We start from the raw sequence: 16,203 nt of genomic DNA on the forward strand, positions 1-16,203 counted from the left end.
CCGCTAACCGTCAACTTACTAAGTTTTCTTGTTTACGCATTCTCACCCTCAAAGTAGTTATCCAAGTAGCCATAAGAATCCAACCTAAACACGCTGGATAGAAAACTGGGCGCAATTCAGGAGCCATATCTTTTGTATTGAAACCGGGGTTGCCTCCATTTCCGGGGTGCAGGGAATCAGTCATGCGAGGCAGTATAAATAGCAATACAACCATAATTGGAAAGGCAAAAACATTATAAACGGACGATATTTTACCTCTTTTTTGCTCTTCCTCCATTGAATTACGAAGGACCAGGTAGGCCAAGTAAATAAGAAGGGCTATCGCTGAACTATTCTGTTTAGGATCGTTACTCCAGGGCTCTCCCCAAGTAAAATTGGCCCAAATCATACCGGTTAATAATCCTAAAATCCCGAATATAATGCCCACGTTGGCACTTTCAACGGCCATAAGGTCGTCAAACTCGTTACCCTTGTTCAAAAATTTGATGCTGTAAACGAAAGATATGGTAAGCATGACTATCATCGCGAACCACATAGGAACATGAAAATGAATATTCCGGATCGATTCGTTCAAAATAGGCTTTGCGGGCACCTGAAATAAAAATCCGCTAATGATTGAAAAAAGCACGAGCAATACTGCCAGAATTTTCCACCAGCTTTTTGTCATAGTTATAGGGTTGGGTGAGCAAATGTAAGATAAATGGATTATTTGGAAGGAAAATTTTGGAAAGAGCAAAGGAGTTGCCAGTTACCCGTTACCAGACCAAGCGTTTAGTCGACCCAGGCTGGTAACCGGCAACTGAAAACGGGCAGCTGATCTACTCACGCCACAAAAATGGAAACAACAATAACGATGTCGTGATCACAATAATATTGATAGCTATCAAAATCGCTATTTCATCCAGGGACACAGATCTGTCCAGGCCATCCAACGCATTTTTTGACAGTTTGATAAGGACAATGAGTAAAGGAATAATTAAAGGAAAGCTGAGGATTGCCATAAGGGCGCCTCCATTACCTGACTTTGATGCAATACCGGAAATCATGGTGAACACGGTGGCGAAGCTAATGCTCCCCAACAGGACTGAAAGCATATAAAACAGCGGATCGCCCACCGGATTTTTAAATACCAGGGAGTAGAAGCCCAGCGCAATAATAGAAAGCAATAGCATCAGGAAAACATTGTAAATGATCTTGGAAATAATTATCGCATGAGGCCCGGTTATAGTATAGTAATAAAGCTGTCGTCCACGACTTTCCTGCATGAAGCTTTTGGTAATAGCATTAACCGATGCAAACAGCATTATTATCCAAAAGAGGGCGTTCCAAGTGGGCGGATTACTGATTTCACGAAAAGAGAGGTAACAAACAAAGACTGTAGAAACAACATAAAGCAAAATTCCATTCAATGCGTATCGGGAACGCCATTCAAGCATGATTTCCTTGCGAATGAGGAATTTAATCTGATGGTAGAGGGTCATCTAAAACAACGATTTTTTGTTTTTATCATCGCAAGGTTTGAAAAGGAGCTTTATACTTCCGGGAGAATACAATAACGATAAATGCGCCGGCGAACATAAGACCCCATCCCAGCCATTGAAATTTTATCATTCTCGCGGCAGCCGCAGCAAGCTTTTTCATCGGAATGAAGCTGAAATAGTCATTAGCCTTGAAATATACTGCAGTCAGCGTAAGTACCAGCATTAGCAGCAAAGACCAACCACACCAGCGCAGAAGGCCCTGCTTTCGCGTAACGCTAGCAAGAAGAGCAATAGCGCATAAGGTGTAAACTATTGTTGCAAGTACGGTGTCTATCTCCCAGTAGTTCCAGTTTCCCAGAATTGGTACCCGTAGCATGGGACACATTCCGCCAACAATAACAAGCAGCACGCCTAGAAGACTCGTGTAATGTTTAGCTGTCATAAGATTAAATTAACCCTTTAACGCTGACTGCGGACTATTACCTTCAGAAAGTTCCATCTTTTCAGCGAAATGAGCACAATAATCCCGAAGATCTTCAACAATAGCCTCTTCACCAGTTGCGCGCAAAAAGCTGTCGCCCATAGTCTGAAGAGTTTCGTAAAAGAAGCGTTTCATCTCATCAACCGGCATATCCTTCGTCCACAGATCTATTCGCAATGAGTTCTTGTAATTATGATCCCATAGAGCAAGCATCATTGATTTAACGGGCAATGCTTCCTTGTTTTGCGAGTCGGTAGATTCCCAAAGTATATTTTCAGGCACGTTTTGATCGTCGAGGTCTATTGTTAGTTTTATTTCAGCTTTTTTCATGAATAAATGTATGAGGTAAAAGGTATTAGCACCTCCAACCTTAGATTTTCTGATTCAATTGAATTGAGTTTTGATCAGCAGGATCAAGATCACGACAAAGATGAGAAATAGTAACTCAAATAACCAAATTCGTTTGAGATCAACAATTAATCTTCGGAACAGTAAATCTGAAATGAAACTGATGATTAGTATCACCCCCAAGGGAATTGCACCCAGATAACGCCAACCGTGTTCATCAGGAAACGACAGAAGATAAATTATACTAACTAATAAAAGAGTCGTAACTAAATTAAGCGGGGTTAAGCGCAAATTCATTTCTTTTTCTTGTCCTTTTTATGAACCGCGTCGAATTTTATGCTTTTTCTTTTCCTGACCCCTCCAGGTTTATTGTTTCTTACCTTTACTGCTGGACCAGCCTTTGCAGCAGGTTTGACTCCTTTGGAGTTTTTAGCTTTTTTCTCGTGAAATGCGCCTTTAAATTCAGGATCATCGCGCCGTTTCTGAAGGTCGATCTCACGTGCAATATCCTGACGCTCTTCATATGGAGTATCATCGATAAAAATAGCCTCGGGCATTTCTGCAACCGGAATCTGCTGCCGTATCAAATTCTCTATTTTTTGAATGTAATATTCTTCTGAAGGGCTGCAAAATGTGATTGCATCGCCCGTTTGGAGGGCCCTGCCGGTACGACCGATTCTGTGTACATAATCTTCTATGATGATCGGTACATCGAAGTTTATTACATGACTCACGTTAGTCACATCAAGCCCACGGGAAGCAACATCTGTAGCTACAAGAATTCTTATATCGCCTTCCTTAAAGGCATTTATTGAATTTATCCGGGTATTCTGCCCTTTATTAGCATGAATAACTCTAACCTGTTCCGCTCCATACCGGCGCTCAAGGAAATGGAAAATATTATCAGCAACGGTTTTAGTCTTACAAAAAATAATCAGGCGGGTGAAATCCTCTGTGTCTTTTAACAGATGCTGAAGGAGGTTAAGTTTAGTTTTGAGGTTGGGTACTTTATATAAAACCTGGCTAACGGTATCGGCTGGTGTAGCCTGAGCTGCTACTTCAATAACAGTGGGGTGCTTAAGAAAATCTCCAGAAATCTTATGAACCAACTCGCTCATCGTAGCTGAAAAAAGCAGGTTCTGCCTCTTTCTAGGTACAACTTCAAGTATCCGGTGAATTGAGCCTATAAATCCCATATCCATCATTTTATCGGCTTCATCCATTACCAGAAATTTCAGATATTGAGTATTTATATTACCCGATAAATATAGATCCAGAAAACGTCCGGGCGTGGCAATAATAATATCAACCCCTTTTTTAAGGTCAGCAATTTGAGTTTTAGGCCCCAGGCCGCCGTAAATTACAACGGTTCGTAAATCAGTATATTTTGCAAAAGTGCGCACATTTTCCTCAATCTGCATTGCAAGCTCGCGGGTAGGCGCAATGATCAAGGCCCGGGCATCGTTACCCTGGGCATATTTAAGCTTCATAAGAATAGGAAGCACAAAGGCAGCGGTTTTACCTGTACCGGTCTGTGCTATTCCCATTATATCCTGCCCTGACAATATAGGCATGATGGCTTTTTCCTGTATCGGCGTAGGCAAAGTATAACCCGCATCTGCAACAGCATTCAGGATCTGGCGGTTAAGCTTAAAGTCTTCAAAAGATATTGACATTGTGCAAAGGTAAGGTTTAGCGGGGAGCTATAAGACTTGAACGATAAGCTAATCCACATTACACCATAGTTCGTAAAATTGTCACGAATATTTCTCAAATTCGCATAACTTAAATCATATCCCAATGGCATCCATACTAATAAAATCTGCTACAATCGTTAACGAAGGAAAATCATTTGAAGGTGATCTGCTTATAAAAGATGGAAAGATTGAGAAGATAGGCTCAAGTATAAACCTGCCTGCTGACACGCTTATTAACGCCGAGGGCCTGCATCTTTTACCAGGGTGCATTGATGACCAGGTACACTTCCGTGAGCCCGGGCTAACCCATAAAGCAGATATCTTTACAGAAAGCCGGGCGGCAGTTGCTGGGGGTATAACATCATTCATGGAGATGCCCAACACGCTTCCCAATACTCTAACCCAGAAACTTCTTGCGGATAAGTATGATATCGCGTCGAAAACTTCTGCGGCTAATTACTCCTTTTTTATGGGAGCGGGAAACGATAATCTGGAAGAAGTTCTGAAAACTGACTCCAGAAACGTATGCGGTATTAAGGTTTTCATGGGTTCATCCACAGGCAACATGCTGGTTGATAATGAAAAGACGCTGGAGGGCATTTTCAGCAAAACGCCAATGCTGGTTGCAGTGCACTGTGAGGATGAGGCAACAATACGAGCCAATTTTGCAAACTTTAAAGCTCTGTATGGCGACGAACTCACACCAGAAATGCACCCTCTTATTCGCAATTCTGATGCCTGTTATAAATCATCCTCTTTTGCGGTGCAGCTCGCTAAAAAACATAATACACGACTACACATTCTGCACATTTCTACGGCCCGGGAAACCCAACTTTTTGATAATTCAATTCCCCTTTCGGAGAAACGAATTACTGCTGAAGCCTGTATACATCATCTCTGGTTTTCTGACAAAGACTATCCTAAAAAAGGAAACTGGATTAAATGGAATCCGGCAATAAAATCCGGCGAAGACCGGCAGGAGATACTGAATGCGGTATTGAATGACAGAATAGACATTATAGCAACTGACCACGCTCCTCATACCATAGAAGAAAAATCGCAGCCATACATCAAGGCTCCCTCTGGAGGGCCACTCGTTCAGCATGCGTTAATTGTAATGTTACAGCTTTTTGAACAGGGCAAGATTAGCCTCGAAAAGATTGTCCAAAAGATGGCGCATAATCCTGCCATATGTTTTCAAATTGAAAACCGGGGTTTTATTCGTGAAGGCTATTGGGCTGATGTTGTTTTGGTCGACCTGGCCAAACCAACTGAAGTAAACCGGGAAAACCTTTTATCGAAATGCGGCTGGAGCCCATTTGAAGGATTGATTTTTAGTGCGTCTATTCATACCACGATCGTTTCAGGAAGAATAGCTTACCGAAATGGTCAGGTCGTTGAGGGAGGTGTTGGAGAAAGACTGTTGTTCGAGCGGTAATGGAATGTGAAAATTTGTAATTCTCACCACTAAGTAATAAAACACCCAATTACTCCCCCTTCCTTCCCAATTTCGTTAAACTACGTACCTTTGCCACATTATGGCTACAGTATCTATAAATCTTGCTACCGGTTCAGTTCAGAAAGAGGAAATCATTGTTGGGATAGATCTGGGAACGACAAATAGTCTGGTGGCTTTTATAAGTCCTGATGGGAAGCCCCAGGTAATTAATGATACGGGCAAGGGCGTGCTGGTTCCATCTGTAATTCATTTTAAGCCCGACGGAAGTGTAATTGTGGGCAATGACGCCAAAGAATATCTAATTTCTGATCCTCAAAACACAATATTCTCAGTTAAACGCCTCCTTGGGCGCTCGTACCGTGACCTTGAAACACACAAAAATCTTTTTTCTTACAAAATAATCGACGATAACACGGAGAGTCTGGTCAAGATCAACGCTGGCGGGAAATATTATACGCCCATCGAGCTTTCGGGAATGATACTCAGAGAGTTAAAAGACCGTGCTGAACATGCCCTGAAGACGCCTGTCAACAGAGCTGTCATTACAGTTCCGGCATATTTCAATGATAGTCAGAGGCAGGCTACGCGCGATGCTGGTAAACTTGCGGGACTAGATGTCCTACGGATTGTAAATGAACCGACTGCTGCCAGCCTTGCCTACGGTATTGGCCTTGATCCCGGGGAAGAAAAAGTAATAGTTGTTTATGATCTTGGCGGCGGAACTTTCGATGTGTCCGTATTAAAGATTCAAAATGGCATATTTGAAGTTTTGTCTACTAACGGCGACACTTTTTTGGGCGGTGATGATTTTGATCAGGCGATATTGAATTACTGGATCGAATCAAACGAGATTCAGATAGAGTTGGACATTTCAGTTCGCCAAGCATTAAGGTTAAAAGCGGAAGAGGCAAAAAAGGCATTATCTACACAAAATATTTTTAATGATTCTGTAGATGGTATTCCCTGTGCCATCACTAAAATAAAATTTGAGGAATTGATCCAGGCTAAGGTTGAACAAACCATAAAATTTTGCCAGAATGCCTTGAATGATGCTGGTCTGACTGTAACTGATATTCAAGACATTGTAATGGTTGGGGGTTCTACGCGGACGCCACTTGTAAAACGCAAGGTTTCTGAATTCTTTGGGAAAGAAGTTCATGATAAGATAAACCCGGATGAGGTTGTCGCCCTGGGTGCTGCCATACAATCAGATGTGCTAGCTGGAAACAGGAAAGACATTTTACTTCTTGATGTTACTCCTCTTTCTCTAGGGATCGAGACCATGGGCGGCTTAATGGATGTAATTATACCACGCAATGCTAAAGTTCCCAGTAAAGCTGGCAGACAATATACAACGTCAATTGACGGACAAGCAAATATGAAGATTTCCGTTTACCAGGGTGAACGCGATCTAGTAAAAGAGAACAGAAAATTAGCTGAATTTGATTTAATGGGAATTCCCGGAATGCCGGCCGGGTTTCCTAAAGTAGACATCAATTTCCGCTTGAATGCTGATGGGATCCTTACGGTTGAAGCAGTTGAACTTCGTTCGGGAGTTAAACAGGAAGTAGAAGTTAGGCCAACTTATGGTTTAACAGACAAGGAGGTCGAAAAAATGCTGATCGATAGTATTCAGAACGCTAAAGACGATGTAATCCAAAGGATGCTTATAGAATCGCGTACTGAGGGAGAACAAATGCTTTATACGGTTGAACGTTTCCTTGAAAAGAATCAAGATCAGGTATCGAAGCAGGAAATGCTGGACACCCGAAAGCTTTTATTCTCGTTGAAATCATCTCTTACCTCTGGAGACAAAGATCTTATCCATAAAAACATTGATGCACTTAACGAGTTCACACGCCCGTTTGCTGAACGATTGATGAACACAGCGATCTCAACAGCCATGAAAGGGAAGGGTGTATCGACAGTGAATGCACCAAAACTAAAGCCTTAAAACAAGATAGCCAAAGAAAGATCATTCTTTCTTTGGCTATAAATTAGCGGCACAGCAGCAAGTTCGCAAGTATCATCGCTGTGGTTAAATAGCTTAAATGCCAGCTTCCCTTATTATTTCTTGCTCGCGCAAACCTTCAATATCATTTTTCTTTTCAAAATCATTTTTGGTGTCTTCAAAACTGCTAAGGATCTCGGCAATTTTATCCAGATTATCGGCAACATTCTGATGCATTACCGGAAGAACCTTTTCAAGTATTTTATTTCCGAGATCGTAATTATCAATCTCAATTTTACCGATCTTCTGTACGATGGCGGTCTGGCTGTTTTTCAGATCTTCCAGCTCGTGCGTAATTTTTTCCATCAGATCAAATTTTTTCAGCTTATCCATATGTTGTTATTTGGTTTAGAGGATTAGTGCAATTATACTGCCAGTAATAAAAAGGAAGTGGAGAATTGAGAACATTTTTAAACAACTATAAACTTAGTTTGATGAAATGTGTATCTTGACTAAATGTCTATGAAAAAGTCATTTATTATACTTCTGACGTTTGCAAACTTTCAGGTTCAATCGCAAGTAAAGGATGCAGACAACCTCTATTTACTTGACCTTCTTCAGAGTCAACGGTATGTTGAAGCATCCGACTATTTGAAAAAAATTTTCCAGGAGCCAATCAGGGACAATAAAGTTTTAAGTCGATTTGGCTACAGCCTGAAAATGGCAGGTAGATTATCGGAGGCCGAAACCTATTACAGACGAATTCTTGAAAAAGATTCGACAGAGGTCTCAGCACTTTTCAGCCTCGCAGGAATTAACCAGGCAAAAGGAAATTTTAAGATGGCAGGAGATTACTATAAATTAATTTTGGAAATTGATAGTAACAATTTTTCAGTTTACCGGCAACTAAGTGATATGATTGAAAGCTCAGAGGGTCTTATATTTGCAACGCCATATCTTGCTAAAGCAAACTATCTTAATCCTAAAGACGGTGATGTTGCTTACAGCTATTCGAAAGTACTCAAAGCGGCAAAGCAGTATCAACTTGCGGAAGCCGTATTGGACACTGCAATTGCTGCAGATACAACAAACTTATACCTTTTGCGAGGCAAATCTGAGCTGGCCTATGCCCGCGACAACTGGCCAGCGGTTGTCGAGATTATCAACAGGTTGATCAGCCTTGGAGACGAAAATGCTCTTTCACTCAAAATGCTTGGCGAGGCTTATTATTCAATTAAAAAATATGACTTAGCAATTGAGATTTTGAAAAAGCTTGAAGAAACCAGTCAACAAACAGAATCTTCACTTTACTTTCTAGCCATGAGCTATAAAGCCTTAGAAAATTATCCCAGGGCAATTGAATATTTTAACAAGACATTAAAAGAAAGCATCTCGCCAAATACGGCAGCGTATTATGCTTTGATCGGTGATTCGAACCAGAAAAGAAATCAGATGAAATCTGCTTTGGCTTCATATCAAAAGAGCCTTTTCTTTGATAATAAGCCAATAACCCTCTATTCGATGGCCACCATCTATGATCAAAAGCTTAATGATAAACCAAGCGCCTTAAGGTTTTACAGGCGGTATCTGGAATCTAACCCTCCCAAAGGACAGGAAAGTTATTTGGAATACAGTAAGTTTAGGGTTGGGCAGTTAGAAAAGTGATTTGGTTGGTGGTTGCCTGCCTGCCGGCAGTCTTCCAGAAGGCAGGTTGGTTGATTGATTGAACTAAACGACGTATTCCGACCTCTACTTCATACTACTAACTTCAGACCTCTGTTCGACCCAGATCTCAGATCTCAGACCTCCGACTTCATATCTAAAGCCTCATAAGCCTTGCCACGTATTTTCCGATAATATCAAATTCTAGATTAACAGTATCACCTACTTTAATATATTGCATGCTTGTATTTTCAAAAGTGTACGGTACTATCGCTACTGAAAATGAATTTTTAAGCGAATTCACAACCGTAAGGCTAATCCCATTTACACAGATGGATCCTTTTTCTACTGTCACATTGCCGGGGGCCATATCATAGCTGAAAGTAAATTCCCAACTCCCTGTGAGCTGCGTAAATTTGGTGCATTTTGCAATTTGGTCTACATGGCCCTGAACAATGTGTCCGTCAAGGCGGCCATTCATTTGCATACAGCGTTCAAGGTTTATCAAATCACCGACCTTTATTGCAGCTAGATTTGATTTAATAAGAGTTTCCTCAATCGCCGTAACTACATGTCTCCCGTTATCAACGTTCACAACAGTTAGACATACTCCGTTATGCGAAACCGACTGATCAATCTTGAGCTCCGAAGAAACATCAGACTGCACAGTGAAATGGAGATTGCCTTTGTCAGAATTAATATGAGTGATTAGACCTAAAGTTTCAATTATTCCGGTAAACATAGTCTCGCTTATTTAGTACTCTTTCCTGTTCTTTTTCCAGGCTGAACACGAAGCTGAAATTTCCGGCATTATTTCAGGTCCTGACGGAGCTTTCATAAACGTTGCAGCAATAATTGCCGCTATCATCGCCTCTTCTTCATCGGCGCTTTGAAGCTGGTCCGGGGTAAAATATTTACTTACAAAATGAGTGTCAAAATTTCCGGAAATAAAAGCAGGATGCTGCATTACATACTTACCAAATCCTAGTGTTGTTTGTATTCCGGTAATCGTGTATTCATCAATAGCCCTGATCATACGTTCAATAGCCTCTTTCCGATCTTTGCCATGAGTAATGAGTTTGGCTATCATGGGATCGTAGTAAATAGGTATCTCCATTCCCTGCTCGAAACCATCATCCACTCTCACGCCAGGTCCTTTGGGGGTTTGATATGTTTGTAGAGTTCCAATATCTGGCAAAAAATTATTCGCAGGATCCTCAGCATAAACCCGCACTTCTATTGCATGGCCGTTAATTTCAAGGTCTTCCTGTGTAAAGCTTAGCTTTTCACCGCGGGCAATCCTGATTTGTTCTTTAACAAGGTCTATACCAGTGATCATTTCAGTGACCGGATGTTCCACCTGTAAACGGGTATTCATCTCCAAAAAAAAGAAATCAAGATTTTCGTCCAAAATGAACTCCACAGTTCCCGCACCAGTATAATTACATGAACGGGCAGCATCAACCGCACTCTTACCCATTTTCTGTCGCAATTCCGGACTCAGTACCGATGAAGGTGCTTCTTCAACTACTTTCTGATGCCTTCGCTGCACTGAACAGTCTCGTTCAAACAAGTGAACAATATTCCCATGAGTATCTCCAATCACTTGGATTTCAATGTGCCTTGGAGAGGAAACGTAACGTTCAATAAAGACTGAACCATCACCAAAAGCTGACGTAGCTTCGGAAACAGCGAGGTCCATTTGTTCAATAAAATCTTCTGCTCTTTCCACGATCCGCATACCTTTACCCCCACCTCCGGCAGCAGCTTTGATTAATATAGGAAAACCTATTTCCAAAGCCCTTTGCTGTGCAAGGGGAATATCTTTGATGGCCTCGTCTGTGCCCGGAACCATAGGAATGTTATACTTAAGTGCAGCTGCTTTTGCTGATAATTTATTTCCCATGATTTCCATGGCTTCGGGCGAGGGTCCAATTAGTACCAGTCCGGCGGCCTTAACCTTTCTGGCGAATACAGCATTTTCTGAAAGAAACCCATACCCAGGATGTATACCTTCTGCGCCTGTATCCTTACAAGCTTTTATGATATTATCAGCCACCAAGTATGATTGCGAAGATGGCGCTGGTCCAATGCATATTGCCTCGTCTGCATATCGTACATGCAATGCGTTTCGGTCGGCTTCCGAGAAAACAGCGACAGTCCTGATTCCCATTTCGCGCGCAGAACGCATAATACGGAGGGCAATTTCGCCGCGGTTTGCAACCAGGATCTTGTTCATCAGTCTATTTTTGTTCTTTTAGAACGGGCAAAATCCCGCAAAGTAATATTAGTGGATCTTTTTAAGCGTTTGAATAGTGTGTTCCAACATAGTATCATTCAGATCCAGATGCGTGACAAACCGGATCATCTGCTTGCCAAAAGTATTGCATTTAACTCCAAAATGATTTAGTTTTTCAACAAATTCGTCTGGCTTTAGATGCGGGTCGAGTTCAATAATCACAATATTAGTATCAACGGGCATTACACTGCTAACATATGGGAGGCTCTTAACCGCCTCACCCAAGATTCTCGCGCGCTGATGATCCTCCGCTAGACGCTCAATATTATTGTCGAGGGCGAAAATCCCGGCGGCAGCCAGGTAACCTGCCTGTCGCCATCCCCCTCCAAATACTTTCCGAACCCGTTTTGCTTTCTGAATAAACTCTTCTCTTCCAAGCAGTACCGACCCCACCGGTGCCCCCAATCCTTTTGAAAGGCAGACTGAAATCCCATCAAACATATTTCCATAGTCCTTCGGATCATCTTTTGTTTCAACCAAAGCATTGAAAATCCGGGCACCATCAAGGTGAAGATACAAGCCTTTCATTCGGCATAGATGATAAATAGGTTCAATTTGATCCGTAGAGTAGTAGCTCCCTCCTCCCCGATTAACAGTATTTTCAAGGACTACCAGCGAGGTCTTTGGATAATGAATATTGTCAGGATTGACATGAGGTTCAATAAGTTCCGGGTTTAGTCTGCCCCTATCACCATACAATAATCGCACAGAAGCTGAAGAATTAAAGGCGATCCCACCTCCCTCATATCTGTAGACATGTGCGGTTTCATCACAAATTACCTCTTCCAATGGATTTGTAAAACATTTTATAGCAATTTGATTAGTCATGGTTCCAGAAGGACAGAACAGACCTGCTTCCATGCCAAATATATCGGCGGTCTTACTTTCAAGAGCATTGACCGTTTCATCCTCACCAAATACATCGTCTCCCACTTTCGCACTCATCATAGCATCAAGCATGCCCGCAGAAGGGCGGGTAACTGTATCGCTTCGAAGGTCAACTATCATACTTTTTTGATCCATCGTTAAAAATAGATTTTATCTCCCTTGATTGATGGATTTTTTTAAAAAATTAATTAATTAATATTCTAAAGCTGTTGTTCAAAGTCCGATTTCTGATTCCATAAATTAGATACGCTCTGTACAGAATTTTATTTTGCGGACTTTTTTAACTTTCGTACATTTAGCTTTTTAAAACTAAACGAAACTATGATCATTATTGCAGATGGAGGCTCTACCAAGACCAACTGGTGTTTATTGAATAAGGCAGGTCAAAAGATTTACTTTAATACCCAGGGGTATAATCCATACTTTGTTGATACAGAATATATCATCGAGTCTATGAGAGCAGACCTTCCCTCGGATCTGGAACTGGACGAAATTACGGAAGTTAACTACTACGGTGCTGGATGTTCCACCGAAGATAAAGTTAAGATTGTGGCCGATGCGATGAAAGCTGTATTTAAAAATGCAGAGGTTCATGTCGGACATGATTTACTTGCAGCTGCAAGAGCTCTGTTAGGCTTGGATACTGGTTTTGCAGCTATCCTGGGAACCGGAACCAACACCGGTATTTATGATGGTAAGGATATTATCCACAATATTGATTCAGCGGCTTATATTTTAGGCGACGAGGGAAGTGGGTGTTACATTGGAAAAAAATTGCTAACCGATTACCTCAGAGGTTACATGCCCGAAGTAGTACGTCAGCGCTTTTGGGATACCTATCAACTCACCGTGGATGAGGTAACAGACAATATTTACACAAAACCTCTGGCAAATCGCTTTTGCGCCAGTTTCAGTAAATTCGTTTACGACAACAATGTCCATGCAGAATATTCTAGGGGCATTGTAAAGACTTCTTTTGTTGATTTTTTCGAAAATCTGGTTAGCCACTATCCTAATTATAAAGACTACACCTTTAATTGTATAGGTTCGGTAGGTTATAATTTCAGAAATGTTCTGGAAGAAACTGCTCTCGAATACGGGATGAAAGTTGGTAAGATCATTCGCTCACCAATAGATGATCTGGTTCGTTATCATGTAGAACTGGCACCGAGGGGGAAAGCAAAATAGAAAATCAGGGAATTAGCAAATGAGAGTGGTAACTCATTTGCTAATTCCCTGATCGTCATTTTCCAAAAGAAAGTTCCTTCTGAAATAATCTTGCGTATTTTCTTTTATCGAACTTGTAAAGCTTCGCGGCACGGTATGAAACTCCTTTTTGCTTTTCGTCGAGTTCCTTTAAAATACCGTAATTGAGCATTTTCTTCCGGAAATTACGCTTGTCCAATTTTTTATTCAGAATCACTTCATAAAGATGCTGGAGCTGGGTTAAAGTAAATTTCTCAGGAAGCAATTCGAAGGCTATTGGCTGATAACTAATCTTATTTCGGATTTTTTCGAAGGCGCGGCCGAATATTTTATCATGGTCAAAGGCCAGCTTATTCAGGTCCGCAAGTGGTGTCCATACTGCTTTCTTTGCATAATTGGTTATTGGAGCCGGTTTTAAATCCTTATTTCCACCGAGCCTGATCATTGCATAATAGCCTACGGTTATCACTCGTCCCTGCGGATGTCTGTTCACATCACCAAACGTAAAAAACTGATCCATATATATTCCCTTCAACCCCGTCAATTCATATAAAATTCGCTCAGCGGCGTTATCGAGACTCTCATCCTGTTCTACAATATATCCAGGCAAGGCCCACCAGTCTTTAAAGGGCTCAACATTTCGCTCTATTAACAGAATTTTAAGCTCACCCTCATCGAAACCGAAAATCACACAGTCAATCGAAAAAACAGAATCAAATTTGGGCAGGATATTTTCCACAGTTCTAAATAATTTAAAAACTAAATATAGAATGATTAACAGGAACTGAATGAAAAAATATAGGAAAAATTACTTAGTGTAAAGAATACACCCTATCTTCGCTTACACATAGTGATAGATAGTATTGTCTGTGATAAAAAAAATCGGTGTTTTTACATCAGGTGGTGATGCACCAGGAATGAACGCCTGCATAAGGGCAGTTGTTCGAACTGCCATTTACGAGGGTCTGGAGGTTGTTGGGATCCGTCAGGGCTATCAGGGAATGCTAGAAAGCAATTTTTGGGATATGGACGCCCGCGACGTTGGGAATATCATACACCTTGGTGGTACTATACTTAAAACTGCCCGTTGTCTTGAGTTCAAAACCCCACAAGGCACAAAAAAAGCTTACAAAAATCTGAAGTCACATGGCATCGACGCGCTTGTTGCCATTGGTGGAGACGGCACTGCAAATGGCGCCTGCCGGTTATCGGAGACTTACGGAATTCCGGTTATGTGCATCCCCGGAACCATAGACAACGACTTGTACGGTTCTGATTTTACTCTTGGATTTGATACAGCTACCAACACTGTAATCGAAGCGATTGATAAAATCAGAGATACCGCCGCATCTCATAATCGCCTTTTTTTCATAGAAGTAATGGGGCGGGATTCCGGATGCATTGCTTTGCGTGCTGGTATTGCAGGCGGGGCGGAAGCTGTTTTACTGCCTGAAAGGGACACAGCTATCGACGAACTTATCGAGAAACTTTCAGGACATGCAAACAATCATAAATCGTCGAGTATTGTTATTGTAGCAGAGGGTGATAAAAATGGCGGCGCCTATCATGTCGCTGAGCGTGTTAAAGAAAAATTTGATTTTTACGATAGTAAAGTGACTATATTAGGGCATTTACAGAGAGGCGGGAGCCCGAGCAGTTTTGACCGTGTTCTGGCCAGCCGACTGGGTTTTGCTGCAGTGAAAGCTTTAAAAAGCGGGAAACATCGACAAATGGTCGGGCTTAGAGGAAATACAATTGTATTCACACCACTTGAAGATGCATTAAATTTTAATCACTTCAAACTTGAGGACGATCTGCTTGAAATGATAAATGTTTTATCGATATAGTTAATATGATTGCGGTAGTTTATAGCGGATCAAGATTTGCAGACTGGAAACTGGCAGAGAAAGGAAAAATCGTTTCAGAATTTAAAACTCAGGGCATCAACCCTTTTTTTAATGATAAAGCTTCAATAACCCAGTTACTAAACAAAACAGTTCAGCTCATTCACAATGCTGAAAAAATTAAATGGGTGTATTTTTTTGGTGCGGGTGCGTCCTCCCCAGAGCGTCAGAAAGTTGTTGCTGATGCATTCGGCTCATTTTTCAGGTTTAGCCGGATAGCTATAGATCACGATCTTAAAGCCGCAGGATTGGCGGCATGCGGGGATGAGCCCTGTGTATTGGGTATTTTAGGCAGCGGATCAAACGCCGCTTATTTTGACGGCAAGAAAGTGCATCAGAATAACTACGGGCTAGGCTATATCCTGGGCGATGAAGGTTCAGCAAACTGGTTGGGGATTAATGTATTGAAATCCTTTCTAAATGACAAGATCCCATCTGAATTTAAGAAATTGTTTCAAAAGAAATTTGATCTCGACAGAACTCAAATTCTTGATAAGGTTTACAGACAGCCGCAACCGGCTTTATTTTTGAGCTATTTCGCCGATTTCCTAATGGAACACCGAAATAATACATTTGTAAAACAGTTGGTGATTCGCGGATTTGATGTTTATCTAAGAACCTATATTATCCCGCTGAAAGGGCAATATCCGGATGCCCCTATTCATATGGTAGGGACTGTAGCATCAGGGTTTCAGGATTATCTGAATGAAGCTGCGAAAAACAATGGTTTAAAAATAGGGTCTGTAATTAAGGAACCCATATATAACTTATTAAAGTATTACTCGAATAAAAATTAAACAGAAGTGTGATTTTGGATGAAACGATGA

The 16,203-nt window shown here is 41.3% G+C and carries 16 protein-coding genes; 6 read left to right on the forward strand and 10 right to left on the reverse strand.

Going from position 1 to position 16,203, the window contains the following annotated elements:
• Positions 1-10 precede the first annotated feature (10 nt).
• From ccsA to ACLL8Z_RS09235, 5 genes are all read right to left on the reverse strand, one after another.
• Positions 11-736, reverse strand: coding sequence for a cytochrome c biogenesis protein CcsA (gene ccsA, locus ACLL8Z_RS09215; RefSeq protein ID WP_411274486.1), 726 nt, complete (start codon positions 734-736; stop codon positions 11-13).
• A gap of 82 nt (positions 737-818) precedes the next feature.
• Entirely contained in the window at positions 819-1,481 is a 663-nt protein-coding gene (locus ACLL8Z_RS09220; RefSeq protein WP_411274487.1) for a heme exporter protein CcmB, read from the reverse strand.
• 25 nt (positions 1,482-1,506) lie between these two features.
• Positions 1,507-1,923 carry a hypothetical protein gene (locus ACLL8Z_RS09225; RefSeq protein ID WP_411274488.1) on the reverse strand — a complete coding sequence of 139 codons (417 nt, stop codon included), beginning with the start codon at positions 1,921-1,923 and terminating at the stop codon, positions 1,507-1,509.
• Positions 1,924-1,932: 9 nt separating this feature from the next.
• Positions 1,933-2,292 (reverse strand): gliding motility protein GldC, encoded by a 360-nt coding sequence (gldC, locus tag ACLL8Z_RS09230; RefSeq protein WP_411274489.1) that lies wholly within the window; start codon positions 2,290-2,292, stop codon positions 1,933-1,935.
• A 311-nt stretch (positions 2,293-2,603) separates the two neighbouring features.
• Positions 2,604-3,986, reverse strand: coding sequence for a DEAD/DEAH box helicase (locus tag ACLL8Z_RS09235; protein ID WP_411274490.1), 1,383 nt, complete (start codon positions 3,984-3,986; stop codon positions 2,604-2,606).
• Positions 3,987-4,110: 124 nt separating this feature from the next.
• Between ACLL8Z_RS09235 and ACLL8Z_RS09240 the strand changes: the two genes are divergently transcribed.
• Together ACLL8Z_RS09240 and hscA are read left to right on the forward strand one after the other, a co-directional pair.
• The gene (locus ACLL8Z_RS09240; RefSeq protein ID WP_411274491.1) at positions 4,111-5,445 is read left to right on the forward strand and encodes a dihydroorotase; all 1,335 of its coding nucleotides are present in this window, start codon (positions 4,111-4,113) and stop codon (positions 5,443-5,445) included.
• Positions 5,446-5,545: 100 nt separating this feature from the next.
• Positions 5,546-7,420, forward strand: a complete 1,875-nt coding sequence (gene hscA, locus ACLL8Z_RS09245; protein WP_411274492.1) for a Fe-S protein assembly chaperone HscA — start codon at positions 5,546-5,548, stop codon at positions 7,418-7,420.
• A gap of 93 nt (positions 7,421-7,513) precedes the next feature.
• Here hscA and ACLL8Z_RS09250 read toward each other — a convergent pair whose 3' ends face one another.
• Complete coding sequence (locus ACLL8Z_RS09250) at positions 7,514-7,810, reverse strand: hypothetical protein (RefSeq protein WP_411274493.1); 297 nt, start codon at positions 7,808-7,810, stop codon at positions 7,514-7,516.
• A gap of 129 nt (positions 7,811-7,939) precedes the next feature.
• Here ACLL8Z_RS09250 and ACLL8Z_RS09255 point away from each other — a divergent pair, with 129 nt between their 5' ends.
• On the forward strand, positions 7,940-9,082 hold the full coding sequence (locus ACLL8Z_RS09255) for a tetratricopeptide repeat protein (protein WP_411274494.1): 1,143 nt from the start codon (positions 7,940-7,942) through the stop codon (positions 9,080-9,082).
• 154 nt (positions 9,083-9,236) lie between these two features.
• Here the strand turns inward: ACLL8Z_RS09255 and ACLL8Z_RS09260 are convergent, their stop codons facing one another.
• The 3 genes from ACLL8Z_RS09260 to ACLL8Z_RS09270 are packed head-to-tail and all read right to left on the reverse strand — an operon-like array spanning position 9,237 to position 12,401.
• Complete coding sequence (locus ACLL8Z_RS09260; RefSeq protein WP_411274495.1) at positions 9,237-9,821, reverse strand: riboflavin synthase; 585 nt, start codon at positions 9,819-9,821, stop codon at positions 9,237-9,239.
• A 12-nt stretch (positions 9,822-9,833) separates the two neighbouring features.
• Positions 9,834-11,318 (reverse strand): acetyl-CoA carboxylase biotin carboxylase subunit, encoded by a 1,485-nt coding sequence (gene accC / locus ACLL8Z_RS09265; protein ID WP_411274496.1) that lies wholly within the window; start codon positions 11,316-11,318, stop codon positions 9,834-9,836.
• Positions 11,319-11,366: 48 nt separating this feature from the next.
• Complete coding sequence (locus ACLL8Z_RS09270; RefSeq protein WP_411274497.1) at positions 11,367-12,401, reverse strand: threonine aldolase family protein; 1,035 nt, start codon at positions 12,399-12,401, stop codon at positions 11,367-11,369.
• A 186-nt stretch (positions 12,402-12,587) separates the two neighbouring features.
• On the opposite strand from ACLL8Z_RS09270, the gene ACLL8Z_RS09275 reads away from it, so the two are divergent.
• Positions 12,588-13,454 (forward strand): N-acetylglucosamine kinase, encoded by an 867-nt coding sequence (locus ACLL8Z_RS09275; protein ID WP_411274498.1) that lies wholly within the window; start codon positions 12,588-12,590, stop codon positions 13,452-13,454.
• Positions 13,455-13,509: 55 nt separating this feature from the next.
• Here the strand turns inward: ACLL8Z_RS09275 and ACLL8Z_RS09280 are convergent, their stop codons facing one another.
• Positions 13,510-14,211 (reverse strand): NUDIX hydrolase, encoded by a 702-nt coding sequence (locus ACLL8Z_RS09280; RefSeq protein ID WP_411274499.1) that lies wholly within the window; start codon positions 14,209-14,211, stop codon positions 13,510-13,512.
• A 124-nt stretch (positions 14,212-14,335) separates the two neighbouring features.
• On the opposite strand from ACLL8Z_RS09280, the gene pfkA reads away from it, so the two are divergent.
• Together pfkA and ACLL8Z_RS09290 are read left to right on the forward strand one after the other, a co-directional pair.
• Positions 14,336-15,319 (forward strand): 6-phosphofructokinase, encoded by a 984-nt coding sequence (pfkA, locus tag ACLL8Z_RS09285; RefSeq protein ID WP_411274500.1) that lies wholly within the window; start codon positions 14,336-14,338, stop codon positions 15,317-15,319.
• A 5-nt stretch (positions 15,320-15,324) separates the two neighbouring features.
• On the forward strand, positions 15,325-16,173 hold the full coding sequence (locus ACLL8Z_RS09290) for a hypothetical protein (RefSeq protein ID WP_411274501.1): 849 nt from the start codon (positions 15,325-15,327) through the stop codon (positions 16,171-16,173).
• Positions 16,174-16,203 lie beyond the last annotated feature (30 nt).

The organism is Daejeonella sp., assembly GCF_046590655.1.
Taxonomy (GTDB): Bacteria; Bacteroidota; Bacteroidia; order Sphingobacteriales; family Sphingobacteriaceae; genus Daejeonella.

Coding starts and splice junctions, on each gene's coding strand:
- accC (WP_411274496.1), bottom strand. CDS start 11,318: ATGAACAAGATCCTGGTTGCAAACCGCGGCGAAATTGCCCTCCGTATT.
- ACLL8Z_RS09225 (WP_411274488.1), bottom strand. CDS start 1,923: ATGACAGCTAAACATTACACGAGTCTTCTAGGCGTGCTGCTTGTTATT.
- ACLL8Z_RS09275 (WP_411274498.1), top strand. CDS start 12,588: ATGATCATTATTGCAGATGGAGGCTCTACCAAGACCAACTGGTGTTTA.
- ACLL8Z_RS09260 (WP_411274495.1), bottom strand. CDS start 9,821: ATGTTTACCGGAATAATTGAAACTTTAGGTCTAATCACTCATATTAAT.
- ACLL8Z_RS09220 (WP_411274487.1), bottom strand. CDS start 1,481: ATGACCCTCTACCATCAGATTAAATTCCTCATTCGCAAGGAAATCATG.
- ACLL8Z_RS09240 (WP_411274491.1), top strand. CDS start 4,111: ATGGCATCCATACTAATAAAATCTGCTACAATCGTTAACGAAGGAAAA.
- hscA (WP_411274492.1), top strand. CDS start 5,546: ATGGCTACAGTATCTATAAATCTTGCTACCGGTTCAGTTCAGAAAGAG.
- ACLL8Z_RS09235 (WP_411274490.1), bottom strand. CDS start 3,986: ATGTCAATATCTTTTGAAGACTTTAAGCTTAACCGCCAGATCCTGAAT.
- ACLL8Z_RS09270 (WP_411274497.1), bottom strand. CDS start 12,401: ATGGATCAAAAAAGTATGATAGTTGACCTTCGAAGCGATACAGTTACC.
- ACLL8Z_RS09250 (WP_411274493.1), bottom strand. CDS start 7,810: ATGGATAAGCTGAAAAAATTTGATCTGATGGAAAAAATTACGCACGAG.
- gldC (WP_411274489.1), bottom strand. CDS start 2,292: ATGAAAAAAGCTGAAATAAAACTAACAATAGACCTCGACGATCAAAAC.
- ACLL8Z_RS09290 (WP_411274501.1), top strand. CDS start 15,325: ATGATTGCGGTAGTTTATAGCGGATCAAGATTTGCAGACTGGAAACTG.
- ACLL8Z_RS09255 (WP_411274494.1), top strand. CDS start 7,940: ATGAAAAAGTCATTTATTATACTTCTGACGTTTGCAAACTTTCAGGTT.